Genomic DNA, 25,870 nt, shown 5'->3' on the forward strand with positions numbered 1-25,870 from the left:
GACATGAAATTCGATCCGCCGCTCGTCTCCGGCACCCTCGTGCAGCGCTACAAGCGCTTCCTGTTCGACGCCATCCTCGATGACGGATCGGCGATCACCGGCTCCTGCCCCAACACCGGCTCGATGCGCGGCCTCACCGCGCCGGGCTCGCGCATCTGGATGTCGCAGAGCGACAGCCCAACGCGAAAACACCGGCATCGGCTGGAACTGGTGGAGGCGGACGACACGATCGTCGGCATCAATACCGGCCTGCCGAACCGGCTCGCCGAGGAAGCGATCCGCGCCGGCCTCGTCGCCGATCTCGGCACCTATCCGGTTCTTGAGCGCGAAAGGAAATACGGCCGCAACTCCCGCATCGACATCCTGCTCTCCGGCGACGGCCGCCCGTCGGCCTATGTCGAGGTGAAGAACGTGCATTTCCGCCGCACGCCCGGCCTCTCGGAATTCCCCGATACGGTGACGGAGCGCGGTTCAAAACATCTCGAAGAGCTCGGCGACATGGCGGAGGCCGGTTTTCGCGCCGTCATGCTCTATCTCATCCAGCGCGAGGACTGTTCGCGCTTCCGCATCTGCGCCGACCTCGACCCGGCCTATGCGACGGGCTTCCGGCGGGCGATTGCGCGCGGTGTGGAGGCCTATGCGGTCAAATGCGCGGTTACATCCCAGCAAATCCATCCTGTCGCAGCGATCGCCATGGACGAACCCGGTGTCGCTGATTTATGACGGTCTCTAAAGATTAGCGAAAGTTCGACCATGGTGACCTATATCGACGCGACCTCCGCGCCGCTGAAGAACACGGGCGTGATCCGCCTCTACGACGCGGAGGCCTTCGCCGGCATGCGCAAGGCCTGCCAGCTCACCGCGCGCTGCCTGGACGAGCTCTATCCTCTGGTGAAGCCGGGCGTCGCCACCGACGTCATCGACCGTTTCGTCTTCGAATTCGGCATGGACCACGGCGCGCTACCGGCAACGCTGAACTATCGCGGTTACACCAAGTCGAGCTGTACCTCGATCAACCACGTCGTCTGTCACGGCATTCCGAACGACAAGCCGCTGCGCGAAGGCGATGTCGTCAATATCGACGTCACCTTCATCCTGGACGGCTGGCATGGCGATTCGAGCCGCATGTATCCGGTGGGTGAGATCAAGCGCGCCGCCGAGCGGCTCCTCGAAGTAACGCACGAATGCCTGATGCGCGGCATCGCCGCCGTGAAGCCGGGTGCACGCACCGGCGCCATCGGCGAAGCGATCCAGATCTATGCGGAAGTCGAGCGCTGCTCGGTCGTGCGCGATTTCTGCGGCCACGGCGTCGGGCGGCTTTTCCACGATGCGCCGAACATCCTGCATTACGGCCGCGCCAATGAGGGGCCGGAAATGAAGGAGGGCATGATCTTCACCATCGAGCCGATGATCAATCTCGGCCGACCGCATGTGAAGGTGCTGTCCGACGGCTGGACGGCGGTCACGCGCGACCGCTCGCTCTCCGCGCAATACGAGCACACCGTCGGCGTGACGGCGGATGGCTGCGAGATTTTTACGCTTTCGCCCGGCGGCCTCGACCGTCCCGGCCTTCCGGCATAGGTCGCCCATGGCAGGATCGCGCGGACGAAAGGACACGACATCCTCCACCACGACGGTGGACGACGCCTCGACCGCCGACGATCTTTTCGACTCCATGGACGAACGCGGCCATTTCTACGAGCGCCCTGCCCGCACGACGAACGCCAAGGCGATCCCGACGGTCGAAGACAAACACTATCACGGCCACCGCGAGAGGCTGCGCCTGCGCTTCCGCGACAGTGGCGACGGCGCGCTTGCGGATTACGAAATCCTCGAACTGCTGCTGTTCCGCCTCATTCCCCGGCGCGACACCAAGCCGGTGGCAAAGGCGCTGCTCGACCGCTTCGGCACGCTTTCCGGCGTGTTCGGCGCCACGCCCGCGCTGTTGCAGGAGGTGAAGGGCATCGGCGAGGCAGTGGCGCTCGACCTGAAACTCATTTCAGCCGTCGCCCAGCGCACGCTGAAAAGCGAGATCCGCAACAAGACGGTGCTCGCCTCCTGGTCCTCCGTCATCCAATATTGCCACGCCGCCATGGCGCACGAGCCGCGCGAACAGTTCCGCATCCTCTTCCTCGACAAGCGCAACACGCTGATCGCCGACGAGGTGCAGGGGCACGGCACGGTCGATCACACGCCGGTCTATCCGCGCGAAGTCGTGCGCCGGGCGCTTGAATTGTCGTCGACGGCGATCATTCTGGTCCACAACCACCCGTCGGGTGACCCGACCCCGTCGCGGGCGGACATCGACATGACGAAGACGATCGTGGAAACGGCGCGGCCGCTTGGTATCACGGTGCATGACCACATCATCATCGGCAAGGATGGGCATGCCAGTCTCAAGGGACTGAGACTTATGTGAAATCCCAAAATCGGGTGAACCGGCTTTCATCCGATTGAAACGGTTCGCTGTCACATTCGGTTGACGTAAAAATGCGAGGCGAAGACAATTGCTGCAACGCAATATGATTCTTCCCGCAAAAGACTGGGGCACCCTCACATGCAGGAATTCGATCTCGTCGTCGTGGGCAGCGGCCCCGCAGGCCGCCGCGGCGCCATCCAGGCCGCCAAGCTCGGGCGCAAGGTTCTCGTCATCGAACAGGGCAAGCGCGTCGGCGGCGTTTCCGTGCACACCGGCACGATCCCGTCGAAGACGCTGCGCGAGACCGCGCTGAACCTCTCCGGCTGGCGCGAGCGCGGCTTCTATGGCCGCTCCTATCGCGTGAAGCAGGAAATCAGCGCCGACGACCTGCGCCGCCGCCTGCTCATCACGCTCGATCACGAGGTCGACGTGCTGGAGCACCAGTTCGCGCGCAACCGCGTGCAGCACATCCGCGGCAAGGCGAAGTTCGTCACGCCCGATACGATGGAAATCGTCAAGGACGACGGCGAGACCGTGCATGTGAAGGGCGCCGGCATCATGCTTGCAGTCGGCACCAAGCCCTATCGCCCGGAAAGTATTCCGTTCGATGGCGTCAGCGTGCTCGACAGCGATGAGTTGCTCGACATCCAGAGCCTGCCGCGCTCCATGGCCGTCATCGGCGCCGGCGTCATCGGCATCGAATATGCCACGATCTTCAGCGCGCTCGACACGCAGGTGACGGTTATCGATCCCAAGGCGACGATCCTCGATTTCATCGACAAGGAAATTATCGAGGAGTTCACCCATGATCTGCGCGATCGCAACATGAAGCTGATCCTCGGCCAGAAGGCCGACAAGGTGGAGAAGCTCGAAAACGGCAAGTGCGAGATCACGCTGGACAACGGCCGCCACGTCACCTGCGACATGGTGCTCTATGCCGCCGGCCGCGTCGGTGCGACGGACAGCCTGAACCTTGCCGCCGCCGGCCTCACCGCCGATTCGCGCGGCCGCCTCAGCGTCAATCCGGAGACGTTCCAGACCGAAGTGCCGCATATCTTCGCCGCCGGCGATGTCGTCGGCTTCCCGGCGCTTGCCTCGACCTCGATGGAACAGGGCCGCATCGCCGCCCGCGTCGCCGTCGGCGCCATTGCCAAGGAACCGCCGAAATATTTCCCCTACGGCATCTATGCCGTGCCGGAAATCTCGACCTGCGGCCTCACCGAGGAAGAGGTCAAGGAACGTGGCATCCCCTATGAGTGCGGCATGGCGCGGTTCCGCGAAACCTCGCGCGGCCATATCATGGGCCTCAATTCCGGCCTGCTGAAGATGATCTTCTCGCTGAAGACCCGCCGCCTGCTCGGCGTGCACATCGTCGGCGAAGGTGCCACCGAACTCGTCCATATCGGCCAGGCCGTGCTGAACCTGAAGGGCACCGTCGAATATTTCGTCGAAAACACCTTCAACTACCCGACGCTCGCCGAAGCCTACAAGATCGCCGGCCTCGACGCCTGGAACCGCATGGGCGACCTGTCGCAGACGGCATGAAGATCCTGTCGCTGAACGTCTGGGGCGGCATGCTGCACGCGCCGCTCATCGACTATCTCGCCACGGTCGATGCCGACGTCTATTGCCTGCAGGAGGCGCCGCGGGCCGTCGCCGCGCGGTCGGACTGGCTCACCTATCGCGACGGCGCGGTGGAGCTCCAGCAGCGCGCCAATCTCTACCGGGACATCGCCACCGCCCTTCCCGCCCATGACGGCTTCTTCGCGCCGGCCATGCGCGGCGAATTGCTGGACGGCGACCAGGCCTGCTGGCAGGAATTCGGCCTCGCCACCTTCATCCGGCAGGACATCGCGGTCATCGGACAGGCGCTCGATTTCGTGCACGGCGCGTATTCCCCACACGGTTTCGGCGCCCATCCCCGCGCCCGCAACGCCCATGCCTTCCGTCTCTACGACTACGCGGCCGATCGCGCGTTGTCCGTCGTGCAACTCCACGGCCTGCGGACCGAGGACGGCAAGGGCGATACGCCCGCCCGCGACGCGCAGGCCGACGCCCTCGTCGCGCTCATCGAGCGCCTGCATCGCAAGGACGAAGGCGTCGTGCTGTGCGGCGACCTCAACCTGCTGCCCGACAGCCGCACCTTCAAGACACTCGAACAGCTCGGCCTCACCGACCTCGTCACGACCCGCGGCTTCACCGACACGCGAACCTCGCTCTACAAGAAGCCCGGCCGCTATGCGGACTACATGCTGGTCAATGCGGAAGTGCCGGTCGCCGAGTTCACAGTCGTAGAAACACCTGAAGTCTCAGATCACCGGGCGCTGCTTCTCACCCTCGGCTGACGGCGGGTCGAAAGCCTACCCGCTGCTGCCCTGGTTTGCTCCGGCGCACGATGACCTCAGCCAGAAGAAGATTGGGTATCCAGCATCCCCACGCCAGCGCTCCGGCAACCTCGTCGTAGGATAGGCCGGCCACGATGGAGAGCCCGAGGTAGATGCGAAGTGTCACCGCGGCCATCGTCAGGGCGGCGGAGCGGATCATCCAGCGGCGATGCGCCGCCACATCCCCCGTCATTGCGAGAATGACGCCGTAGACCGTAGTGCCGACCCAGGCAATGGCCAGGCAAGCGAAGCCAGAGGCTGCAAAAGCGCCCGATTCGGTGCCCACCGCAAGAAAGAAGCCGCCCGCGCCGGAGGCGAGAATCGAAATCGCGTAGACTCTCCCGAGCGTTCGGTGAAGGGTGATGCGGCGTTGCCGCAACCCTGGCCATAGTTGCACGGGCACGAGAGCAAGCGCGACCGACGCCAGCACGATGTGGGCATAGAATGCGACCGGCCGCAGGTTGGCGTGATAGACGAAGTCGGCCATCGTCACCTCGACGCCTCCGAGGAGAAAGCGAAATGAGGCAATGGCCACGACGGGACAGAGAATCCAAAGCAGGACGAACCTGCTGATGGCGACAGTTGATTTCAACATGCAGCACACTCCGGCATTGCGGCCGCGCTATTTGCACAGCAGGCGGCGACCGCGTTTTCGACCCGGTCATCACTGGCATAATCGAGCGTATTGGCGGGTTTCGTTGTGCTGCGCTTTGTTGCGGAGGCCGCGTGTGGCTGCCCGGTCTACGCGGAAGCATTCTGTCCAAACGCAAAAAGGCCGCCCAATGGGCGGCCTCTTCGTATTCGATCGGGTCGATCCGATTATTCGGCGTCGCCTTCGGCGGCCTTCTTCTTGGCGGCAGCCTTCTTCTTCGGAGCGGCTTCTTCGCCGTCCGCAGCTTCGGCCTTGGCGGCGGCCTTCTTCTTCGGCGCGGCCTTCTTGGTTTCCTTTTCGGAACCCTCTTCGTCTTCGGCCATCAGCTCGTCCTTGGAGACGGCCTTGTCCGTCACCTTGATTTCGCTGAGCAGGTGATCGACGACCTTTTCTTCGAAGATCGGCGCGCGCAGCGAGGCGGCGGCACCCGGGGTCTTCTGGAAATATTCGAGGATCTGCTTTTCCTGGCCCGGGAACTGGCGGAGCTGCTGGTAAAGCGACTGCTGCATTTCTTCGTCGGTCACCTGGACGCCGGCCTTTTCGCCGATTTCCGAGAGAACGAGGCCGAGGCGGACGCGGCGTTCGGCAAGCTTGCGGTATTCTTCGCGAGCGGCTTCTTCCGTCGTGTCTTCGTCAGCGAAGGTCTTGCCGGACTGCTGGAGGTCCGTGTTGATCTGGCGCCAGATGTTTTCGAATTCGGCGTCGACCAGGCGTTCCGGCGAATCGAACTTGTACATCTCGTCGAGCTGGTCGAGGATCTGACGCTTGACCTTCTGGCGGGTGACCGAGCCGTACTGGCTTTCGATCTGGCCGCGGACGATTTCGCGCAGCTTGTCGGCCGATTCGAGGCCGAGCTTCTTGGCGAGGTCGTCGTTGATCTCGACGTCGGCGGCGGCAGCGACTTCCTTGACGTTGATGTCGAAGGTGGCTTCCTTGCCGGCGAGGTTTTCAGCCGGGTAATCGGCCGGGAAGGTCACGGTGATGACCTTCTCGTCGCCAGCCTTCAGGCCGATGAGCTGCTCTTCGAAGCCCGGGATGAAGCGGTTGGAGCCGATGACGAGTTCAGCGTCTTCGTCCTTGCCGCCGTCGAAGGCTTCGCCATCGACCTTGCCGAGGTAATCGATCGTGACGCGGTCGCCGTCGGCGGCCTTGCCCTTCTTGGTCTCGTAGGTGCGGGCGCTTTCGGCGATCTTCAGGATCTGCTCGTCGACCTCGGAAGCGTCGACTTCAACGACTTCGCGCGTGACGGCGATGCCGGAAGCGTCCTTCAGCGTGATCGCCGGAATGACTTCATAGGACAGGGTGAATTCGAAATCGGCTTCGGCGGCAAGGATCTTTTCCGCTTCGGCCTGGTCTTCGGTCATCACGATTTCCGGCTGGGTCGCCGACTTTTCGCCACGCTCGGAAAGGATGGCCGACGGACGGTCGCGGATGATCTCGTTGACGAGCTCAGCCATGATCGACTTGCCGTACATCTTCTTGAGATGGGCGAAGGGGACCTTGCCCGGACGGAAGCCGTTGATGCGGACACGGCCCTTGGCGTCTTCAAGACGCTCGTTCATCTGAGCTTCCATGTCCTTGGCCGGGATAACGACCTTGATTTCGCGCTTCAGCCCTTCAGCGAGCGTTTCGATAACCTGCATGTTCAAACCTTCAATTTCGAGTTGGCGGTGCTCAAACCGGCCTGCCGGTTATGGCGAGCACCCCGCCGGTCCATTTGCCAGCGGTGGCTTTACTGAATTCCGTGGCCTTTTGGCAAGCAAAATGGCGCTCTACAATGACCCACAGCCGCGGAAACCTCCATTTCCACGGTTCGTGGCTCTGGTGCGGGTAGAGAGACTTGAACTCCCACGCCTTGCGGCACCAGAACCTAAATCTGGCGTGTCTACCAATTTCACCATACCCGCGTCTCAGATACTGCAGTGCCACGGGCGGCATGGCCGCTGCCGTGGCGCCCTCCGAGCGCGGCGTCTCTATATCACCCGTTTCCGGCGGATCAAAGGAAAAATGCGGAGCAGAGCGGCGTGATCCAGCCCGTTCTCGTCAATAGAGCGGTTCGTCATAAATCGGCTCGCCCTTCAGGATGAGCCGGGCGATCTGCGGCGTGCCCTCCTTCGAGACGCGCGCCTCCACCTCCAGTTCCTCCTGGTTGCGGGCATCCTCCAGCACTTTGCCCTCGCCTTCCGGCACATAATAGCGCTCGATGCCGTAGCTGACGAAGATGTTATCCGGCAGGACATTGTCCACCGACGAATAATATTCGAAGGGCAGCGTGCGCAGCACGACGCTGCCTTCCGCCGGCGCAAGGTCGCCGAAACTCGCCTCGCTTGCCGTCCATAGGCCGTCCGCGCCGGGCTTCAGCCGCACCGACATGCGCACCTGCTGGCTGTCCTTCGGTATCTCGCCCGTCACGATATCCTTCGGGATCGTCGAGATCGGATAGGACAGGATGACGTAGTCGCCGCGCAGCAGGTCGCGCGGATCGACGGGCAGCGTCTTCAATTTAATGTCGGCGCCGCTGCGCAGGATCGAGGCGCGGCTTTCGACCATATAACCGAGCACCGCGGTCTGGAGGGCAGCGGCGACGATGGCGGCGGCAAGCGGGGGCACGCGGAGGAAACTGGATATCGTCATGCTCACGCCTCCACCTTGGTTTCAGCCTTGGAAAAACGCCGCTCCAGCGCGATCACGCCCCAGGCGATCAGAGCCACCACCAGGCCCGAGACGAGGAAGAAGCCGGACGTGCCGATGATGGAGCCGATCGTTTCGGAGGCGAGATAGAGCGTCTCGGCAGCGAAAGCACCGTAGCCGAGATAACGCACCGCCCCGTTCTCCTTGCCCGAAAGCGCAATGCCGGCGATGGCGGCCATGAGCGTGAGGATGCCGAGGAACAGCCGGTCCGCCACATTGTCGAATTCGGCATGCAGCACGAGAAGGCCGACCATCAGCACCAGGTAGGAATAGAAGGCGGGTGCGGCGCCGGCGCTGCGGGCAAAGGCATGGAGCGGCGACTGCGGCACGGCGGCCAGCAGATAGGCGACCGCGCCGAAGGCGGCAATCGCGATGGCGGTCGTCGGCGTCTCGTATTCGCTATAGATAAAGGCGAGCCAGGTGACGAGCAGCAGATAGGCGAGATGGCGGACCCGCGCGGCGCCGGTATACCGCACCAGCAGGATAATGATGACGGCCATCAGCGGCATCAGCCAGAGCAGCACGGTCTCGTTGGCGCTGTAGGATTGCGTCCAGTCCGCACCGGAAACGACGAAGGCCAGGAAACCCGCGACGGCGGTGACGGCGCCCGAGCGGAAGAGCGCAGCCGCCACGACCGCGCCGACGAACCAGACGAGCGTCGCCTGGAACGTATCGCCGGAGAGATGGTACATTTGCCCGACCAGCGCGATTGCCCCGCCGAAGGCGAGCGTGCCGAACACCAGGAAGGCGGCGGCGAGCCGCTCCGCGCCGCGCGTGATGAGCACTGCGCCGGCCAGATAGGCGCCCCAGATCAGCCCGACGATGCCGACGAGCCGCACGAGGCGCGGAATCGCATCCCAGTTGGCGGCGACCAGCAGCAGGACTGCGGCGGCGACCAGCAGTGCGGCGATGATCATCAGCACACGGCCGAGGCTGAAGGAACTGGGGCGGGAATCGTATTCCTTGAGCAGCCGCCCAACCGTCGGCGCGTCGATCAGGCCCTGCACCTCCCAGAGTTTGAGGTCGCGCTCCAGCCTGCCCCTGTACATGCGTTCCTGCTCCGTTCCGAAAATATCATTCGATCGCGCCGATTCCGGCTCTGTCAACAGGGACGATATAGGTTGCAGAGAAATTCGCAATCGGGGCGAAAACTCGAAAAATGGGCAAATCTTCGCGAGTTATGCCCTTGAATGCGGGCCAATGACAACCAAGATTAACGGGAAATAAAGAAATGCATGGTAATTCTAGCCCTCAAGAGCCGATTGGCTCGGCGGTTTCGGGCATGCAGCGGGCGCATATCATCCATGCCCATATTGCACTGCACAAAATCGACGGGCGCGGTTATAGTTCAGTCATCGGATCAGAGATGGTTCGGCCCGGAAATCAAGGCGCCGCGTTTCGTATGGCGACAGAGGACCGGAAGAGCGGATTGGTCGAACGCCTGGCATGATGCCTGAAGACCCGATGCCCGGAAACGGGGATCGACATAGAATTCGGGGCGACGCACTCCTCCTCCCAGCGTCGCTTCGATACGATTGGCAACACTCCTCCTCCCAGTTGCCAGTCACCTTCAATGACGCCCGCTGGATCTCCTCCCCCAGCGGGCGTTATTATTTGCGCCAGACGCATGGCGCGCCCTCTCTTTCCCGGCAAAATCCTCCGACGCTGGGCAGATCCGCGCAAAGTTTGCGCAATTTCGCGCGCCTGATGTTGAACGCATGCAAGCGACGCATGGGTGCCATTCCGATCGCGCTCTTTTTTACGCGACGGCGCCATCCTATATTCCTCTCATCGGTCGGGCGACGATCTCCTCCTCCCAACGTCCCCGACAGGATCGGCACCCCTCCTCCTCCCAGGTTGCCGATCGAGACCAGAAACGCCCGCCGGATCTCCTCCCCGGCGGGCGTTTCTTTTTGCACTGCACCCAACCAGAGATGCATACCGGCCTTAACCTTTGTGGCCGAAAGCCCGGATTTTGGCCAGAATTTTGCCAAAATTTCTGCTTGACATGCACAAAACGCATGGGTGCCGTGCTGGAACAGCGCTGTTCTTTTCGGCGGCGCAGCGTATATTCCGTTTCATCAGATCAGGGCGGCGCCAAAGACGAGCGGCCGCCCAGTACGAAGCCCAAGAAAGGGGTAATCACATGAACCTGGCACGCTCTTTTAACAACTGGCGCAAGTATCGTCAGACCGTCAACGAACTCGGCCGCATGTCGGACCGCGAGCTCCGCGACCTCGGCATCGGCCGCAGCGATATCCCGTACATCGCTCGCAAGGCTTCCAACTAAGCCGAACGACCGTTAACGGTCCTTTTTCGAACGCCCTCCGGTTCCCGCCGGAGGGCGTTTTGCTGTGCGCGACTTATTGCGGCGCACAATGTCGCGATTCATCGTCTGCGACACGCCTGCTTTTCTTCCCCGAAAATGCTGAAAATCCCTATCCGCCTGGAATAGCGGCACTTTCTGCCTATTATGCTCGCAGCGTTCGCAACTGCCCGATCCGTGATCGTCTTATTGCACAAATGCATAGCAGCTGCATTTTCTTTGCACTGCACATTAACAAGAGTGTCGCGTATATAAGCATCACAAACCGGTTGACAGACGTCCCGGACAACCGCTTCGAGGAGCAAAGACGATGAACCCGATCCGCATTGCAAAGAACTGGATTTCCTACCGCCGCACGATGAACGAACTCGGCAACCTGTCGAACCACACGCTGTCCGACATCGGCCTGACGCGTTACGACATCCGCGACATCGCAGCCCGTTCCTTCCGCTAAGACATCAGCCGAATTTCCGCCGCTGCGGCCGGAATAGGCGACGCGCGAGGAACGCTTCAAACGGCACCATCTGGTGCCGTTTTTGATTCAAGCTTTTGATTTCGGGGTGATGGAAAGCCGCACGCCGCCGTGGTAACGAACCGGCCATGAACAACACCTCCTCCCCAGCCCCCATCCATATCATCGGCGGCGGCCTTGCCGGCTCCGAAGCCGCCTGGCAGATCGCCGAGCGTGGCGTGCCCGTCATCCTGCATGAAATGCGCGGCGTGCGCGGCACGGATGCCCACAAGACGGACGGCCTTGCCGAGCTCGTCTGTTCCAATTCCTTCCGCTCCGACGATGCGACCAGCAATGCGGTCGGCGTGCTGCACGCCGAAATGCGGCTGGCCGGTTCGCTGATCATGCGTTCGGCCGATGCCAACCAGGTGCCGGCCGGCGGCGCGCTCGCGGTCGATCGCGATGGCTTTTCCGTTGCCGTCACGGCCGCTCTCGAAAGCCACCCGCTGATCACCATCACGCGCGAGGAAGTGACCGGACTGCCGCCGGAGGAATGGGACCAGGCGATCATCGCGACCGGTCCGCTGACCGCACCATCGCTCGCCGCAGCGATCCAGGCGCGCACCGGCGCCGATTCGCTCGCCTTCTTCGATGCCATCGCGCCGATCGTGCACACGGCAAGCATCGACATGGAAATCTGCTGGTTCCAGTCGCGCTACGACAAGGTCGGCCCGGGCGGCACGGGCAAGGACTATATCAACTGCCCGATGGACGAGGCGCAGTACAATGCCTTCATCGATGCGCTGATCGCCGGCGACACGACGGGCTTTAAAGAATGGGAAGGCACGCCCTATTTCGACGGCTGCCTGCCGATCGAGGTGATGGCGGAGCGCGGCCGCGAGACGCTGCGCCACGGGCCGATGAAGCCGATGGGCCTCACCAATGCGCATAACCCGACCGTCAAGGCCTATGCCGTCGTGCAGCTGCGCCAGGACAATGCGCTCGGCACGCTCTACAACATGGTCGGCTTCCAGACAAAGCTGAAATATGGCGCGCAGGCAGAGATCTTTCGCCTGATTCCCGGGCTCGAAAATGCGGAATTCGCCCGCCTCGGCGGCCTGCACCGCAACACCTACATCAACTCGCCGACGCTGCTCGACCGTTCGCTGACGCTGAAAGGCCGCCCGGGCCTGCGCTTCGCCGGCCAGATCACCGGCTGCGAAGGTTATGTGGAGAGCGCCAGCATCGGCCTGCTCGCTGGCCGGTTCGCGGCCGCCGAGCGGCTGGGCGAAACGCCCTCGCTGCCGCCGGAAACGACCGCCTTCGGCGCGCTGCTGAACCATATTACCGGTGGCCACATCGTCTCCGACGACGAGCCGGGAAAACGCTCCTTCCAGCCGATGAACGTCAATTTCGGCCTGTTTCCGCCGCTGGAGCCGGGCGCGGTGATCAGGCCCGAAGGCCTGAAGCGCTTTCGCGGCAACGACAAGGCGATCGCCAAGAAGCACGCGACCGCCGCCCGCGCGCTTGAAGACTGCACGCGCTGGTTAAGCCTGTAAATTAGTGCGGCTGGCCCGCGGCCTGCGGATCGAGGCTGGCGATACCAGGCATGAAGCTGCCGAGCAGCCACAGCGAGACTTCCGCGGCGTCCCGCTCGTCGCGGAACTCGAAGGTGCCGCCCTCATAGGCGGCATTGGCGAACTTGACGTCGAGACGCTTCGGGCCGGCGCCGTTGACGCGCACCGTGCCCGGTTCGATCAGGTGGCAGGAATAGTGGTGGCCGTGCGCATTCATGCAGCCGGCCTTGCCGTCATGCAGCCGCAGGAACACCGTGCGGCCATTCGCGGTGGTGATCATCTCGCGGATCGCCTCGTCGGGAAACGCCCGGCCGAATTCCAGGATCGCCAGGCCGGCATCCTCGCCCGCCAGTTCCTGCTCCTCCTCCCGGCGAAACATCTGACGAAAGACCAGGCCGGCCAAGAGCAGGCTGGCGATGGTGATGGTCCAGAGCATCGGCGCGACTCCTCCGCGAAAAACGTCCTGACGCTGTAGCCGACAAGGCTTGCGCCAGTTTTGCGTCCCGTCAATTTTCTAGAACGGCCCGCGCCGCATCGCCCGCCACATCCACCATTGACGCCGCCATTGCGCCGGCTGGGGGGAGCGTTCCAGCGCCGCAGCGCCCGCCTTCTCGGCGGCGTCCAAGATATGCGGAACAAGGGCGACGGGCAAAAAGGCCGGGCGATTCGCCGATGAGACGCCACCTGCGGCCCGTGCCTTGGCCAGATGCTCCCGCCCGAGCCCCACGAAAGCCTGCACCGCGCGCGTGGCCGCAGCGGCATCGCTGCCGCCGAGAAGCGCTTCCGGCGTCAGGCCGGTCGCGGCCAAGAGATCGGCCGGCAGGTAGACCTGCCCACGGCGGCGATGGATCGGTAGCAGTAGGAGCGTTCCGGCCACCGTCTGCGCCACGCCGGCATGGCCGGCCGCGTCCGCCGATTTCGGCGCGGTGGCTGGATCGAGGATGAGGCTCGCAAGCTGGATCAGCGCGGAGGCCGTCTCGCCGGCGTAACCTTCGAAGGACGCACGGCTCTCCATCGGGTCATTGTAGACGTCGAAGATGCGCGCCTCGATCATGTCCGTCAGCACGGCGATCGGCAGCCGGTGTTCCCTGACGCAGGCCATCAGGCCGGCGGCGAGCGGATTGGCCATGGCGTCGCCGTCGGCCTCGCCCTCCAGCAGGTCACGCCACCATTGCAGGCGGATTTCGCCGGGAAGCGCCTCGCGCACCACGTCGCGCACGCGGGCGATCTCGGCATTGAAGGCGTAGAGCGCGGCAAGCGCGCCGCGCTTTTCCGCCGGCGCCAGCAGGCAGGCGAGATAGCGGTCGCGATCGGTCTCGCGAAGCACCGTCAGGCAGTGCTCGTAATGGGCGTCCGTCTTGTCGGTCACGTCGAAAAAACCGCCTTCCGCGTCACACCGCGATCAGCGCCGCGGCGACCGCCCGGCTTTCCGCCAGCATGACATTGAACGTGCGCACGGCGGCCCCCGTGCTCATCGGGTCGGAGCTGATCCGGCGCTCCTTAAGCGCCGCCTTGATATCCGCCGGCAGGGGGCGGATGTCCTTGCCGGTGCCGACCAGCAGCACCTCGATATCGCCCGCCTCGTCCAGCACGCGCTGGAGGTCGGCGACCGTCAGCGCCTCACCCTCCTCCTTGTCCCAGCCGTGGATGCCGGAGGGCAGGCAGAGGATGGAGCCGCGGTGCGACATGTCGGCAAAGCGAAAACCGCCATTGCCATATGCGTCGATCGGCGCACGCCCGGGGAAGTGCGCCTCGCGGATTTCGATGCCTTTAGCCATTGCTTTCCGTCGCTTCCGTAACCGGTGCCTTACTACCCTTGCCCGGGCGGTAGCGCTCCGGCTGCAGGCGGAACAGGATGAGGATCGGTCCGGCAATATAGATAGAGGAAATGGTGCCGATCGCCACCCCGAAGAGCAGCGTCAGCGCGAAGGTGCGGATCGCCTCGCCGCCGAAGAGCGCCAGCGCCGAAAGCGCGATCAGCGTCGTCGCGGAGGTCAGCACGGTGCGCGACAGCGTGCGGTTGATCGCGTCGTCGATCAGGATCGGCAGCGGCATCTGCTTGAAATTCCGGAGATTTTCGCGGATCCGATCGTAGACGACCATGGTGTCGTTCAACGAATAGCCGGCGACAGTCAGGAGGGCTGCGACGGCGGTGATGTTGAACTCGATCTTGGCGAGCGCCAGGAAGCCGAGCGTGAAGAACACGTCATGCGCCAGCGCGATGATCGCGCCGATGGCGAAATGCCATTCGAAGCGGACCCAGATATAGGCGACGAGCGCCACGAGGCCGACGACGAAGCCGAGCGTCGCGGTGTCGATCAGCTCGCCGGATATTGCCGGGCCGACCGCCTCGACGCGGCGGAAATCGTAATCGTCCTCAAGCTCGCCGCGGGCGATGAGCACGGAGGTCTGCTCGGCATTCTCGCCCTCGCCGGCCGATGTCAGCCGCACCAGCGCGTGGCGCGCATCGCGGTGCTTGGTGACGTTCAGCACGTCGACGCCGGCATCCGTCAGGCGCGCGGCAATATCGTCGGGATCGGCATTGCCCGCCTTCGCCTGCACTTCGAGCGCCGCGCCGCCGGTGAAATCGATACCGGGCTTGAGCTTTCCGGCAATCAGCAGGCCCGCGATGGAGAGTGAGAGCACGGCCGTCAGCAGGAAGACGACGTTGCGCACCGCCATGAAGCGCAGATTGAGGCTTTCGAAGAAGCCGGAGCGCACGCCCTTCGGCAGGTGCGTCGCGTGGCTGCGGTTGAGCCAGGCGCTCACAAGGCGGCGCGTCAGCGTGAAGGTGGTGACGAGCGTTGCCAAAAGGCCGATGCCGACGGCAAGCGCGAAGGCGCGCACCGGCGCGGCCGAGAGCAGGAAAAGGACCGCGATGGCAATGAACATGGTGATGGAGGCGTCAAGCACCGTGGCGCGGGCACGGCGGAAGCCGACCAGGACCGCCCGCGAGAGCTCGCGCCCGCCCTTCACTTCCTCGCGAATGCGCTCGAAGATCAGCACGCTGGCATCCACAGTGATGCCGACGGTGAGCACTATGCCGGCGATCATGGAAAGCGACAGCGGCGCTCCGACCAGCGCCAGAACGGCGAAGGTGAGGATGACGTTGAAGAACAGTGCTATCGAGGCGATGACCCCGAGCACACCGTAAAAGAAGGTCATGAAGGCGACGACGGCCCCGACCGCGACGACGAGCGCGGCGGCCATCGTGACCCTGGACGTCGTGCCGAGCGCCGGCTCGATCGAGCGCTCCTCGATGATGGTGAGCGGTGCAGGCAGCGGGCCGCTGGCGATGATGCGCGCGAGGTTTCCCGCACCCTCCGCGTCGAAATCGCCGGAAAGCCGGCCGACGCCATCGGTGATGGCGCCCTGGATGCGCGAGGTCGAGATGATCTGGCCATCGAGCAGGATGGCGATGGTGCGGCCGCTGTTTTCGCGCGTGAAGGCGGCAAGCCGTTCGGCCGCTTCGCCTCTCAGCACGAATTCAATGAAGGGTTCGCCATTGGCGGCCGGCTGCGCGGAGGCGACATCCGACGCGGTGAAGAGATCGTCCTGCCGGACCAGATAGCCGACCGGCGGCTCCCCGGTGGAGTAGAGCACTTCGGAGCCCGCCGGCGCGCCGTCCTCGATCGCCGTGTTGACCGGCACGCTGTCATCGACCAGCCGCGCAGAGAGCCGGCCGACCTGCGCCAGCATGTCCTTGACGCGTTGGGGATTGGTGAGGCCCGGCATGGCGACGACGATGCGGTCATGCTCGCCGCGCCCGACGACAAGGGTCGGAATATCGAGGCTCTCGACGCGGCGACGCACCGCATCGACGGCGCCGAGCGAGGCGGCGCGGACGGAATCGTCGATGGCGGCGGCCGACAGGACGAGGCGGAATGCGTTGCTTTCCGGCTCGCTGAGCGTGCCGAGATCGAGGCCTGCCAGCGTCGTGCGGGCGGCCTCAACGCGATCGGCGGCCGTCACGGTCACGTCGATCGTGTCATCCGCGCCGTTGAGATCGCTATAGGGAACGCGGGCGGCGCGCAGCGCGTTGCCGATCGTTTCCACGGCGGCGCGCAGCCGGTCGGCGGCAATGTCGCTGCGCGAAACCTCCAGCACGAGGCGGGAGCCGCCGGTGAGGTCGATGCCGGGCTCGAGGCGGTGCATCGTCAGCCAGCCCGGAAGGCGGGCGGCGGTGCGCGTGGGCAATAGGCTGGGCAGAATGACAAGAAGGCTCGCCGCAAGGACGAGCCAGAGGGAAACGGTCTTCCAGCGGGCGGATTGCTGCATCGCGGTCTCGCCTACGGCAATTCCAGCAAAAGGGCGGAACGCGGTCCTGCTGGCATTGCGTAAAAACAAAAACAACCCGGCACGGACGCCGGCTGAAAACCAGTCGGGCCGTCTGGCCGGGTTTTTGCCCGGCCAGACGGCAGGCCAAGTTATTCCTTGACGGGTTCGCCCTTGACGCGGACTTCGCTGATGCCGCTGCGCACGACGCGCACCTTCATGCCCTCGGCGATTTCGACTTCAAGCTCGTGGTCGTCGACGACCTTGGTGACCTTGCCGACGATGCCACCGCCGGTGACGACCTGGTCGCCGCGGCGGATGTTCTTCAGAAGCTCTTCGCGACGCTTCATGTTGGCACGCTGCGGGCGGATGATGAGGAAATACATCACCACGAAGATCAGCAGAAACGGCAGGACCGACATGAGAATGTCTGCACCGCCAGCTGCCCCGCCGGGTGCCGTCTGGGCGAAGGCCTCGGTAATGAACATCAGCTACTCCTTGAAATCTTGAATTTGTGCGGCCTGAGGGGCCATTTCGGTTGCCGGAATATAGGCAAGCAGGCCTTGAATGCAACACACGAGACTGAGAAGCCGGCTCTTTTCAAGCGCTTTCCCCCTTTTCGCCACCTGCCGCCCCATGTTACCCGGCAGGGACGCATGAGGAGAGAGAAATTGCAGGAAGACCACGTCAAGCTTTTGCTCGCCGAAATCGGCCGTATCAATGCCGCGCTGGAACGCCTCGCCGGCCCCGCGCCCGCTATCAACGACTGGAACGCCGCCGACGTCTTCGTCTGGTCGCCGGCCCGCCAGCACCTCCAGCCGGTGAAGCGCCCGAACCGCATCGACATCGAGCTCATCCGCGGGGTCGACCATGTGCGCGATATCCTGGTCGACAACACCGTGCGATTCGCCCGCGGCCTGCCGGCCAACAACGTGCTGCTCTGGGGCGCGCGCGGCATGGGCAAGTCGTCGCTGGTGAAATCGGTGCATGCGCTTGCGGCCAAGGAGACCGGCAGCGGCCTGAAGCTCGTCGAGGTGCACCGCGAGGATATTTCGACGCTGCCGGCGCTGATGGAGATCCTGAAGGACGCGCCCGCGCCGATCATCATCTTCTGCGACGACCTCTCCTTCGACCATGACGACACGTCCTACAAATCGCTGAAGGCGGCGCTCGACGGCGGCGTGGAAGGCCGGCCGGACAATGTGCTGCTCTACGCCACCTCGAACCGCCGGCACCTCCTGCCGCGCGACATGATGGAAAACGAGCAGTCGACGGCGATCAATCCCTCCGAGGCCGTGGAGGAGAAGGTGTCGCTGTCCGACCGTTTCGGCCTCTGGCTCGGCTTCTACAAGTGCAGCCAGACCGAATATCTCGAAATGATCGACGGCTATGCCGGCCATTTCGAGCTCGACCTCCCCGCGGAACAGCTCCATGCCGAGGCGCTGGAATGGGCGACGACGCGCGGTTCGCGTTCGGGCCGCGTCGCCTGGCAATATGTGCAGGACCTTGCGGGGCGCCTCGGCAAGCCGCTGGTGAAATGACGGCCGCCCGATGCGCTTCGTCAATCCGATCCCCTTCGTCCGCGATATCGGTCGCTCCCGGGACTTTTATCGCGATAGGCTCGGCCTGAAGGTTCTGGAGGATTTCGGGACCTTCGTGCTCTTCGAGACCGGCTTTGCGATTCACGACGGTCGCGCGCTGGAGCAAACGGTCTGGCGAAAGGAAACAGGCGGGGAAGAGCCCTACGGGCGAAAGAACCTGCTGCTCTATTTCGAGCACGAGGATGTCGATGCGGCCTTTGCGGCCATCGCGCCGCATGTGGAGCTGATCCACCCGGTCGAACGGCAGGCCTGGGGGCAGCGCGTGTTCCGGTTTTACGATCCGGACGGGCATGCGATCGAGATCGGCGAGCCGCAGGATCTCGGCGCTTCAGTCCCCTGAAAATGCGTCTGCCGCGAAACGGGGCGTTTCGCGGCAGTTGTTTGTTTGGCGTGGAGGCTGAGCCTATTCGAGGAAGGTCATCGGGTTGACCGGGGTGGCGTTCTTGCGCACCTCGAAGTGGACCTTCGGGCGGGTGGCGTTGCCGCTCATGCCGGAGGTGGCGACCGTCTGGCCGCGCTGGATCTTCTGGCCGCGCTGGACGCTCAGGTCGCCGGCGTGACCGTAGACCGTGACGGTGCCGTCGTCGTGGCGCACGAGAACCGCGTTGCCGAGTTCCTTCAGGCTGCTGCCGGCATAGATGACCACGCCGTTTTCGGCGGCCTTGATCGGCGTGCCTTCCGGAACCGAGATGTCGATGCCGTCGTTGCGGTTGCCTTCGACATTGGCGCCGTAACCGGCGATGACCGCGCCGCGCACCGGCCAGCGATATTTGCCGATGCCGGTCGATTCGGGGGCATCTTCCGTTACGTCCGACTTTTCCGTCGCTTCGGTCACGGAGACGGTCTTCACCGGCGCCTTGTAGGTTTCCGGCTTCTTTTCCGTCGTCTCGACCTTCTTTTCCTTGTTGACCGGAACCGAGGCCGTCGTCGTCTTGTCCGTCGTCGTTTCGACGCTCGCGCCGCCGGCCGGGATCGTCAGCTTCTGGCCGATGCGGATGGACGCGGTCTCAAGCCCGTTCGCCTTCTTCAGCGCATCGACGGAAACGCCGTTGCTGCGCGCGATCTTGGCAAGCGAGTCGCCCGGCTGCACTTCGTAGCCGGCCTTGCCCTTGCCTTCGCCGGCCTCGGCGACCTTGGAATTCGTCTGGCCGCTTTCCGACTTCACCTTGTCGCGGGTGGATGTACCCGGCAGGATGGCGACGTTCTGCTCGCCCTTGCGCTCCGGCGTCGGCAGCTTTTCGCCGACCTTCAGCGTGTGGTCCGTCGAGGCCTTTGCGGCACTTGCCGTCGTGCTGAAGGTCGGGATGACGATCTTCTGGCCGGGCTCGGCATCCGCAGCGCGCTTCAGGCCGTTGGCGGCGAGAATTTCCTTTTCCGGCACACCATAACGGTTGGCGAGCGTCTTCACGCTTTCGCCCTGACGCAGCATGACGACCGGTGCGTTCTTCGTCGACCAGCCGGCCTTGCCCTTGACGGTTGAGGTCGTCAGCGTATCGACTTCCTTGACCTTGCGCTCGGGAAGTTCCTGGGCCATCGCGACGTCGCGTTCGGCTTCCTGGCGGGCGCCGGCGGTCGGGTCGTTGAGTTCGCCACGCTGTACGGTCATCGGCGTCGTAGCGAGCCGCGTGCCGGAACCACCGGTGGTGGATGTGTTGATCGGGTCGTAGGAGACCGTGCCCTGATCCGGGAATTCCTGGTTCAGCGCCTGGTCGCGGGTGCCCATCTGGTCGGTTGCGACGACCTGCTGGCCGTTGCCGACCGAGCCGCGCGGCACGACATTGTTGCCGAAGAGCGTGCGGCGCGGGACCGAACTCGTCGTGATGTTGTCTGAGCCGGAGGAGGAGAAGAGGCCGCCAAAACGGGAGACGTCCGAGCTGCACCCGGTCGCTACGCTTGCCAGCAGGGCGGCGGCCACGAGGCGGGTCGCGGTCCTACCAAAACTCGGCGATACACTCTTACGCATGAGACTACCCAATCGGTACGCTACTTGATGTAGACCGATTAAAGCGCGTTAGAGTTACTGCACGGTTAAGGACGGGCTATCCGCAACAGGTTTTTGATGAATTGATAACCATGCTGCCCCTGCACCATGGCAAAACGAGGGTGAAAGACCTCAGAAGCCCGTCGCGTACATGCTGTCGGCGCGCGAGATGCGGCCGTTGACGCGGGCGACATTCTCGACATCGGCAGCACTTGGCTGGAAGATTGCCGAAATGGGCGTCGCGCGGCGCGTGGCCCGCTCGCCGAGGACGGCGGCATTCTCGAGGGCGGCGTCGGGCGCCGTCATGTCGAGGGCGCTTTCATTATAGGCGATGGCTTGCAGGGCGGCGACGGCCGGCTCGCGTGTTCCGGCATAACGCGCGCTGCGCTGGTCCTGCGCCGGCATGCTGTCGAAATATTCGACATAGGCGCGGTAATAGGCCTTGCGGTCGTCCTTCTCCAGGAAATGGCCAAAGGCGGCATATTCGCGCTTTTCGAGTTCTGATGTGTCGAGGTTGTCGCGTTCGGCAGCGGTCAGCGCCGGCAGGCTGGAGGTCGTCTCTTCCCTGGCGACGCTCAGCACGAGCAGCGCATCGACCGTCAGGCCGACATGGGAGGACGGGTCGTAGCTGCCGCCGGCGAGATGCGCGGTCGATCCGGCCTCGGCATTCTCCTCGACAGCCTTGCCCGCAGCCTTGCCTGCGAGATAGGCGAGGCTGTCGCTGGTCGAGCTGCTGGTGATCCTGTTCGAGACGTACATTTCCCTCTCCATCGGAACGGCCTCAAAAAACCGGCGTCCTGTGTGGAAACTTCTGCTTCGTTATCGGCCTACGCCCCGAAGCTTGCGCGAAGCTTACGTTGGTTAACAAAAGGTTAACGCGCTGGAATCGCGACGGGAATCCGTGCGGTGCGCCGAGGCGCATGCGCTGGAGGTACTGATTTTCCGGCAAAAATCGCCAAGAGACTCAGCAGGCGGATGCCTGCCAAGCCGTAAAAGCGATGGATGAGAGTTTGACTAGAGGGCCTGCGCCATCTGCGGCACGATCGGCAGGTAAGGCACCTCGAAGAGGTCCTCGCGGTCGAAGCGGCTGCCGGTCTTGGTCAGCTTCAGCATGCGGCACTCGGTGTCGCTGACCATGACCGGGGCGATCAGCATGCCGCCGGAGACGAGCTGTTCGGCGAAGAAGCGCGGCAGGGCCTGAAAGGCGGCGGTGACGAGGATGCGGTCGAAGGTGCCCTCGCCCGGCATGCCGTTGCTGCCATCCGCCTGGCGCACGATGACGTTGCGGATGCCGGCTTTCTCTATGGATTGCTGCGCATTGGTGGCGAGCGTGCGGTAGCGGTCGACCGTCAGCACGCGCTCCGTCAGGCGGCCCATGACGGCGGCGGTGAAGCCGCTGCCGGTGCCGACTTCGAGGATGCGCTGGCCGGCCTTGAGGCTGAGCAGATGCAGCACGCGCACCGCAAGATCGATGCCCTCCATGAAGGAGCCGCAGTCGAGCGGCAGGACGCGGCGCGAATAGGCCTCGCCGGCAAACTGCGGCGGCACGAAGAGCGTGCGCGGCGTCTGCTCCACGGCCGTCAGGAGTTCGAGATTGTTGATGCCCTGCCCGCGCAGGCGCAGCGCCAGCGCGGCAAAACCTTCCTTCTCGATCACCCGTCCCGTGTTCAATCCGCATCCTCACCGTTGAGCACGCGCTGCACGCGATCGAGCACGGTGTAATCCGTGAGGTCGAGTTTCAGCGGCGTGACCGAGATCTTGTGGTTCTTGACCGCGTGGATATCGGTGCCGACGCGGAAGTCGCCCTTCCGCTCGCCGAAGCGCAGCCAGTAATAGGGGAAGCCCCGGCCATCGGCGCGCTCGTCGATCGTGAGGCCGAAATCGAGCTTGCCCTGGCTGGTCACCTCGACGCCCTTGAGTTCGGCGGGGGTGCAGTTCGGGAAGTTCAGGTTGAAGAAGGTCCAGTCCGGCAGCTCGACGTCCATCAGCTGGCGAATGAGTTTTGGCGCGAAGGTTTCCGCCACCTCCCACGGCACGACGCGGCCGCTGGCATGGTGGTAGGCCTGGCTCAGCGCCATCGACTTGATGCCCTGCAGCGTGCCTTCGATGGCGCCGGCGATCGTGCCCGAATAGGTCACGTCGTCGGCCATGTTGGCGCCGGCATTGACGCCGGAGAGGACGAGGTCCGGCTTGACGTCCAGCACTTCGCGCACGCCCATGATGACGCAGTCCGTCGGCGTGCCGCGCAGCGCATAACGCTTGTCGTCGATCTTGCGCAGGCGCAGTGGCTCGGAGAGCGTCAGCGAGTGGGCAAGACCGCTCTGGTCGGTCTCCGGCGCCACGACCCAGACGTCGTCCGTCAGTTCCCGGGCGACCCGCTCGAGGGCGGCGAGGCCCTCGGCGTGGATGCCGTCGTCATTGGTCAGAAGGATGCGCATCTCGTCTCCGCCCGCCGCCTCAGGCGGCCTTCTCGATCTTCTTCAGGCCGCCCATATAGGGCAGCAGGACATCGGGCACCGTGATCGTGCCGTCCTCGTTCAGGTAGTTTTCCATGACGGCGATCAGCGCGCGGCCGACGGCCGTGCCCGAACCGTTCAGCGTGTGCACGAACTTGGTCGCCTTGTCGTCCTTGCCGCGATAGCGCGCATTCATGCGGCGCGCCTGAAAATCACCGCAGACCGAAACGGACGAGATCTCGCGAAACGTATCCTGCCCGGGCAGCCAGACTTCCAGGTCGTAGGTCTTGCGGGCGCCAAAACCCATGTCGCCGGTGCACAGCGTCATGACGCGGTAGTGCAGGCCGAGGCGCTTGAGGATCTCTTCGGCGCAGGCGGTCATACGCTCATGTTCGTCGATCGAGCTGTCCGCATCGGTGATCGAGACGAGTTCGCACTTCATGAACTGGTGCTGGCGCAGCATGCCGCGCGTGTCGCGACCGGCCGAACCCGCTTCCGAGCGGAAACACGGGGTGAGCGCGGTGAAGCGCAGCGGCAGCTTGTCCTGATCGAGAATTTCCTCGCGCACAAGGTTGGTCAGCGAGACTTCCGCCGTCGGGATCAGCCAGCGGCCGTCAGTGGTGCGAAACAGGTCTTCCGCGAACTTGGGAAGCTGACCGGTGCCGTACATGGCGTCGTCACGCACCAGCAGCGGCGCATGCACTTCCGTGTAGCCGTGTTCGCCGGTGTGAACGTCGATCATGAACTGGCCGAGCGCACGCTCCAGGCGGGCAAGCTGGCCCTTCAGCACGGTGAAGCGCGAGCCGGCGATCTTCGCCGCGGCCTCGAAATCCATCCAGCCGAGCGCCTCGCCGATTTCATAATGCTCCAGCGGCTTGTGGTTCCAGCCGGGCTTGGCTCCCCATTGCAGCTTTTCCACATTGCCGGTCTCGTCCGAGCCGACCGGCACGTCGTCAAACGGGATGTTGGGAATGCGCGAGAGCTGGTCGGTGAGCTCGGCGGTGACCTGGCGCTCTTCCTCTTCGGCTGCGGGAAGCAGATCCTTGATGGCGGAGACTTCGGCCTTCAGCTTGTCGGCAAGCTCGCCGTTCTTCTGCGCCATCGCCGCGCCGATCTCCTTGGAGGCGGCGTTGCGGCGCGACTGCATGTCCTGCGCCTTCTGGATGACGCTGCGGCGCTTCTCGTCGAGGTCGATCAGCGCCTTTGCGAGGGGGCTAGCGCCGCGCTTCGCCAGGGCGGCGTCGAAGGCGTCGGCATTGTCGCGGATCCATTTGATATCAAGCATTGTCGTTCCAGGCGTTCTTTGGATGAAGGCTCACCCCGCCCGGCAGCGACCTGCGGCAACGCCGCGGGAAAAGCCTCAGTCGGCCTCGCCCGGGGTTGCTGCGACCTCGTTTTCCGCGTCCTGCGCGTTCGAGGCGTTCGCCCGCTGCCGTTCGATGAGTCGGGCCGTATAGATGGAAATCTCGTAGAGAAGGATGGCCGGCAGTGCAAGGCCGATCTGGGAAACCGGATCAGGCGGCGTCAGCACGGCCGCCACCACGAAGGCGATGACGATCGCGTATTTGCGCTTTTCCTTCAGCGTCTGCGACGTGATGAAACCGGCGCGCACCAGGAGCGACGAGATGACCGGAAGCTGGAACACGAGGCCGAAGGCGAAGATCAGCGACATGATCAGGCTGAGATATTCGGAAACCTTCGGCAGAAGCTGGATGGAGACCTGCCCCTCGCCGCCGCCCTGCTCCATGGCCAGGAAGAACCACATGACCATGGGCGTGAAGAAGAAATAGACGAGTGCGGCGCCGATCAGGAACAGGATCGGCGAGGCAATCAGGAACGGCAGGAAGGCCGAGCGCTCGTTCTTGTAGAGGCCGGGCGCCACGAATTTATAGACCTGTTGCGCGATCACCGGGAAGGCGATGACGAAGGCGCCGAACATGGCGACCTTGATCTGCGTGAAGAAGAATTCCTGCGGCGCCGTGTAGATCAGCTCCACATTGCGATGCGTCAGCCCCGCCCACTCCACCGCCCATTTGAACGGCAGGACGAGCAGGTTGAAGAGCTGCTTGGCGAAATAGAAGCAGACGAGGAAGGCGACGAAAAAGGCGCCGACCGCCCAGAGCAGGCGCTGGCGGAGCTCGATCAGGTGCTCGATCAGCGGCTGGGGCTTGTCTTCGATATCGCCGCTCATGCCTCGTCCTTCTTGGTCTTTGTCGTCTTGGCCTTGGCGGGAGCGGCCTTCTTGGCCGTGGCAACCTTTGCCGCCGGCTTGGCAGCGGCCTTCGTCTCGGCCTCGACCTTGGCGGCCGCCTTGCGCGGCTTCGTGGTCTTGGCGGCCGTTTCGGCAGGCTTCTTCGCCGCCGTCTTCCTGGTCGGCCCCGCCTTCAGCGGGACGGCAGCCACCGGCTCTGCCGAGGCCGGCTTATTGGCCTCGGACGGCACGGCGAGCGGTACGCTCTCCGCCGGCGTGCTTGTGGTCGTCGACGATGTAACGGAACCGGCCGACTTCTGCAGGTCCGCCTTGATCTCGTTGCCCATCTGGCGTAGCGGATTGACCGCCTCGCGGATGGTGTTCAACGGATTGAGCTTCTGCGCCTCGCCGATCGTCTTCTTCACATCTTCGAGATCGGCTTCACGCAGCGCCTCGTCGAACTGCTGGCGGAAATCGCTCGCCATGCCGCGCATCTTCGACATCATGCGGCCGAACGTGCGCAGCATCTGCGGCAGGTCCTTCGGACCGACCACGATGATCAAAACGATCGCGATGACGAGTATTTCGGTCCAGCCGACATCAAGCATTGGGTATTGTCCTCATGGGCCGCGAACCACCGCCCGCGGCCAAACGCCGGTCACTTGACCTCGTCAGCCTTGTGATCGACGGTCTTCGCCTTATCAGCGGCGGCCGCTTCCTCTTCGGACATGCCCTTCTTGAAATTCTTGATGCCCTTGGCGACATCACCCATCAGTTCCGGAATCTTGCCGCGGCCGAACAGCAGCAGCACAACCACCAGAACGATCAGCCAATGCCAGATGCTGAAAGAACCCATTCCCGTAACT

28 protein-coding genes and 1 tRNA gene are annotated in these 25,870 nt (G+C 63.9%); 10 read left to right on the forward strand and 19 right to left on the reverse strand.

The features are described from left to right. Positions 1–3 precede the first annotated feature (3 nt). The 5 genes from sfsA to GB927_RS07415 all read left to right on the forward strand — a co-directional run bounded on the left by sfsA (position 4) and on the right by GB927_RS07415 (position 4,764). Entirely contained in the window at positions 4–723 is a 720-nt protein-coding gene (gene sfsA, locus GB927_RS07395; RefSeq protein ID WP_256116024.1) for a DNA/RNA nuclease SfsA, read from the forward strand. A 30-nt stretch (positions 724–753) separates the two neighbouring features. Next, a complete protein-coding gene (map, locus tag GB927_RS07400) occupies positions 754–1,581 on the forward strand; it encodes a type I methionyl aminopeptidase (protein ID WP_256116025.1) in 828 nt (275 codons plus the stop codon). Positions 1,582–1,675: 94 nt separating this feature from the next. Further along, positions 1,676–2,419 (forward strand): RadC family protein, encoded by a 744-nt coding sequence (radC, locus tag GB927_RS07405; RefSeq protein ID WP_256116193.1) that lies wholly within the window; start codon positions 1,676–1,678, stop codon positions 2,417–2,419. 138 nt (positions 2,420–2,557) lie between these two features. Next, positions 2,558–3,964, forward strand: coding sequence for a Si-specific NAD(P)(+) transhydrogenase (sthA, locus tag GB927_RS07410; protein WP_256116026.1), 1,407 nt, complete (start codon positions 2,558–2,560; stop codon positions 3,962–3,964). Beyond that, the gene (locus GB927_RS07415; RefSeq protein WP_256116028.1) at positions 3,961–4,764 is read left to right on the forward strand and encodes an endonuclease/exonuclease/phosphatase family protein; all 804 of its coding nucleotides are present in this window, start codon (positions 3,961–3,963) and stop codon (positions 4,762–4,764) included. Before sthA ends, GB927_RS07415 begins: the two co-directional genes overlap by 4 nt. Here the strand turns inward: GB927_RS07415 and GB927_RS07420 are convergent. From GB927_RS07420 to GB927_RS07445, 6 genes are all read right to left on the reverse strand, one after another. Next, positions 4,751–5,398 (reverse strand): DUF2306 domain-containing protein, encoded by a 648-nt coding sequence (locus GB927_RS07420; RefSeq protein WP_256116029.1) that lies wholly within the window; start codon positions 5,396–5,398, stop codon positions 4,751–4,753. The genes GB927_RS07415 and GB927_RS07420 overlap by 14 nt on opposite strands. A 224-nt stretch (positions 5,399–5,622) precedes the next feature. Beyond that, positions 5,623–7,098: a trigger factor gene (gene tig, locus GB927_RS07425; RefSeq protein ID WP_256116030.1), complete on the reverse strand. Its 1,476-nt coding sequence runs from the start codon at positions 7,096–7,098 to the stop codon at positions 5,623–5,625. A 179-nt stretch (positions 7,099–7,277) separates the two neighbouring features. After that, positions 7,278–7,362, reverse strand: a tRNA-Leu gene (locus GB927_RS07430). Between the two features lie 136 nt (positions 7,363–7,498). Next, complete coding sequence (locus tag GB927_RS07435) at positions 7,499–8,089, reverse strand: GDYXXLXY domain-containing protein (RefSeq protein ID WP_256116031.1); 591 nt, start codon at positions 8,087–8,089, stop codon at positions 7,499–7,501. 2 nt (positions 8,090–8,091) lie between these two features. Beyond that, positions 8,092–9,195 (reverse strand): DUF2157 domain-containing protein, encoded by a 1,104-nt coding sequence (locus GB927_RS07440; RefSeq protein ID WP_256116032.1) that lies wholly within the window; start codon positions 9,193–9,195, stop codon positions 8,092–8,094. Between the two features lie 561 nt (positions 9,196–9,756). Further along, positions 9,757–10,140 (reverse strand): hypothetical protein, encoded by a 384-nt coding sequence (locus GB927_RS07445; RefSeq protein ID WP_256116033.1) that lies wholly within the window; start codon positions 10,138–10,140, stop codon positions 9,757–9,759. 152 nt (positions 10,141–10,292) lie between these two features. On the opposite strand from GB927_RS07445, the gene GB927_RS07450 reads away from it, so the two are divergent. From GB927_RS07450 to trmFO, 3 genes are all read left to right on the forward strand, one after another. Beyond that, a complete protein-coding gene (locus tag GB927_RS07450) occupies positions 10,293–10,436 on the forward strand; it encodes a DUF1127 domain-containing protein (RefSeq protein WP_256116034.1) in 144 nt (47 codons plus the stop codon). Positions 10,437–10,782: 346 nt separating this feature from the next. Then, positions 10,783–10,926 carry a DUF1127 domain-containing protein gene (locus GB927_RS07455; protein ID WP_023511883.1) on the forward strand — a complete coding sequence of 48 codons (144 nt, stop codon included), beginning with the start codon at positions 10,783–10,785 and terminating at the stop codon, positions 10,924–10,926. 146 nt (positions 10,927–11,072) lie between these two features. Then, the gene (gene trmFO / locus GB927_RS07460) at positions 11,073–12,482 is read left to right on the forward strand and encodes a methylenetetrahydrofolate--tRNA-(uracil(54)-C(5))-methyltransferase (FADH(2)-oxidizing) TrmFO (protein WP_256116035.1); all 1,410 of its coding nucleotides are present in this window, start codon (positions 11,073–11,075) and stop codon (positions 12,480–12,482) included. 1 nt (position 12,483) lies between these two features. On the opposite strand, the gene GB927_RS07465 is transcribed toward trmFO, so the two are convergent. The 5 genes from GB927_RS07465 to yajC form a co-directional block, all read right to left on the reverse strand. Beyond that, entirely contained in the window at positions 12,484–12,936 is a 453-nt protein-coding gene (locus GB927_RS07465; RefSeq protein WP_256116037.1) for a hypothetical protein, read from the reverse strand. 78 nt (positions 12,937–13,014) lie between these two features. After that, positions 13,015–13,869, reverse strand: a complete 855-nt coding sequence (locus GB927_RS07470) for a phytoene/squalene synthase family protein (RefSeq protein ID WP_256116039.1) — start codon at positions 13,867–13,869, stop codon at positions 13,015–13,017. Positions 13,870–13,891: 22 nt separating this feature from the next. Then, positions 13,892–14,278 (reverse strand): Mth938-like domain-containing protein, encoded by a 387-nt coding sequence (locus tag GB927_RS07475; protein ID WP_256116040.1) that lies wholly within the window; start codon positions 14,276–14,278, stop codon positions 13,892–13,894. Continuing rightward, positions 14,271–16,778: a protein translocase subunit SecD gene (gene secD, locus GB927_RS07480; protein ID WP_256116041.1), complete on the reverse strand. Its 2,508-nt coding sequence runs from the start codon at positions 16,776–16,778 to the stop codon at positions 14,271–14,273. The genes GB927_RS07475 and secD overlap by 8 nt, the downstream gene beginning before the upstream one ends. Positions 16,779–16,927: 149 nt before the next feature. After that, on the reverse strand, positions 16,928–17,263 hold the full coding sequence (yajC, locus tag GB927_RS07485; RefSeq protein ID WP_256116042.1) for a preprotein translocase subunit YajC: 336 nt from the start codon (positions 17,261–17,263) through the stop codon (positions 16,928–16,930). Positions 17,264–17,446: 183 nt separating this feature from the next. Between yajC and GB927_RS07490 the strand changes: the two genes are divergently transcribed. Both GB927_RS07490 and GB927_RS07495 read left to right on the forward strand, forming a co-directional pair. After that, on the forward strand, positions 17,447–18,316 hold the full coding sequence (locus GB927_RS07490; RefSeq protein ID WP_256116043.1) for an ATP-binding protein: 870 nt from the start codon (positions 17,447–17,449) through the stop codon (positions 18,314–18,316). Between the two features lie 10 nt (positions 18,317–18,326). After that, complete coding sequence (locus GB927_RS07495; protein ID WP_256116044.1) at positions 18,327–18,716, forward strand: VOC family protein; 390 nt, start codon at positions 18,327–18,329, stop codon at positions 18,714–18,716. A gap of 63 nt (positions 18,717–18,779) precedes the next feature. Here the strand turns inward: GB927_RS07495 and GB927_RS07500 are convergent, their stop codons facing one another. The 8 genes from GB927_RS07500 to GB927_RS07535 form a co-directional block, all read right to left on the reverse strand. After that, complete coding sequence (locus GB927_RS07500) at positions 18,780–20,339, reverse strand: peptidoglycan DD-metalloendopeptidase family protein (RefSeq protein WP_256116045.1); 1,560 nt, start codon at positions 20,337–20,339, stop codon at positions 18,780–18,782. Positions 20,340–20,489: 150 nt separating this feature from the next. Continuing rightward, positions 20,490–21,116 carry a hypothetical protein gene (locus tag GB927_RS07505; protein ID WP_256116046.1) on the reverse strand — a complete coding sequence of 209 codons (627 nt, stop codon included), beginning with the start codon at positions 21,114–21,116 and terminating at the stop codon, positions 20,490–20,492. Positions 21,117–21,371: 255 nt separating this feature from the next. Then, complete coding sequence (locus GB927_RS07510; protein WP_256116047.1) at positions 21,372–22,028, reverse strand: protein-L-isoaspartate(D-aspartate) O-methyltransferase; 657 nt, start codon at positions 22,026–22,028, stop codon at positions 21,372–21,374. Next, complete coding sequence (gene surE / locus GB927_RS07515; protein ID WP_256116048.1) at positions 22,025–22,795, reverse strand: 5'/3'-nucleotidase SurE; 771 nt, start codon at positions 22,793–22,795, stop codon at positions 22,025–22,027. The genes GB927_RS07510 and surE overlap by 4 nt, the downstream gene beginning before the upstream one ends. A 19-nt stretch (positions 22,796–22,814) precedes the next feature. Next, entirely contained in the window at positions 22,815–24,098 is a 1,284-nt protein-coding gene (gene serS, locus GB927_RS07520) for a serine--tRNA ligase (RefSeq protein ID WP_256116049.1), read from the reverse strand. A 75-nt stretch (positions 24,099–24,173) separates the two neighbouring features. Next, positions 24,174–25,004 (reverse strand): twin-arginine translocase subunit TatC, encoded by an 831-nt coding sequence (tatC, locus tag GB927_RS07525; RefSeq protein ID WP_256116050.1) that lies wholly within the window; start codon positions 25,002–25,004, stop codon positions 24,174–24,176. Beyond that, complete coding sequence (gene tatB / locus GB927_RS07530) at positions 25,001–25,612, reverse strand: Sec-independent protein translocase protein TatB (RefSeq protein ID WP_256116052.1); 612 nt, start codon at positions 25,610–25,612, stop codon at positions 25,001–25,003. Before tatB ends, tatC begins: the two co-directional genes overlap by 4 nt. A gap of 50 nt (positions 25,613–25,662) precedes the next feature. Then, positions 25,663–25,860 (reverse strand): twin-arginine translocase TatA/TatE family subunit, encoded by a 198-nt coding sequence (locus GB927_RS07535; RefSeq protein WP_256116053.1) that lies wholly within the window; start codon positions 25,858–25,860, stop codon positions 25,663–25,665. Between the last annotated feature and the right edge of the window lie 10 nt (positions 25,861–25,870).

It is taken from the genome of Shinella lacus, from assembly GCF_010994755.1.
Classification (GTDB): Bacteria; Pseudomonadota; Alphaproteobacteria; order Rhizobiales; family Rhizobiaceae; genus Shinella; species Shinella lacus.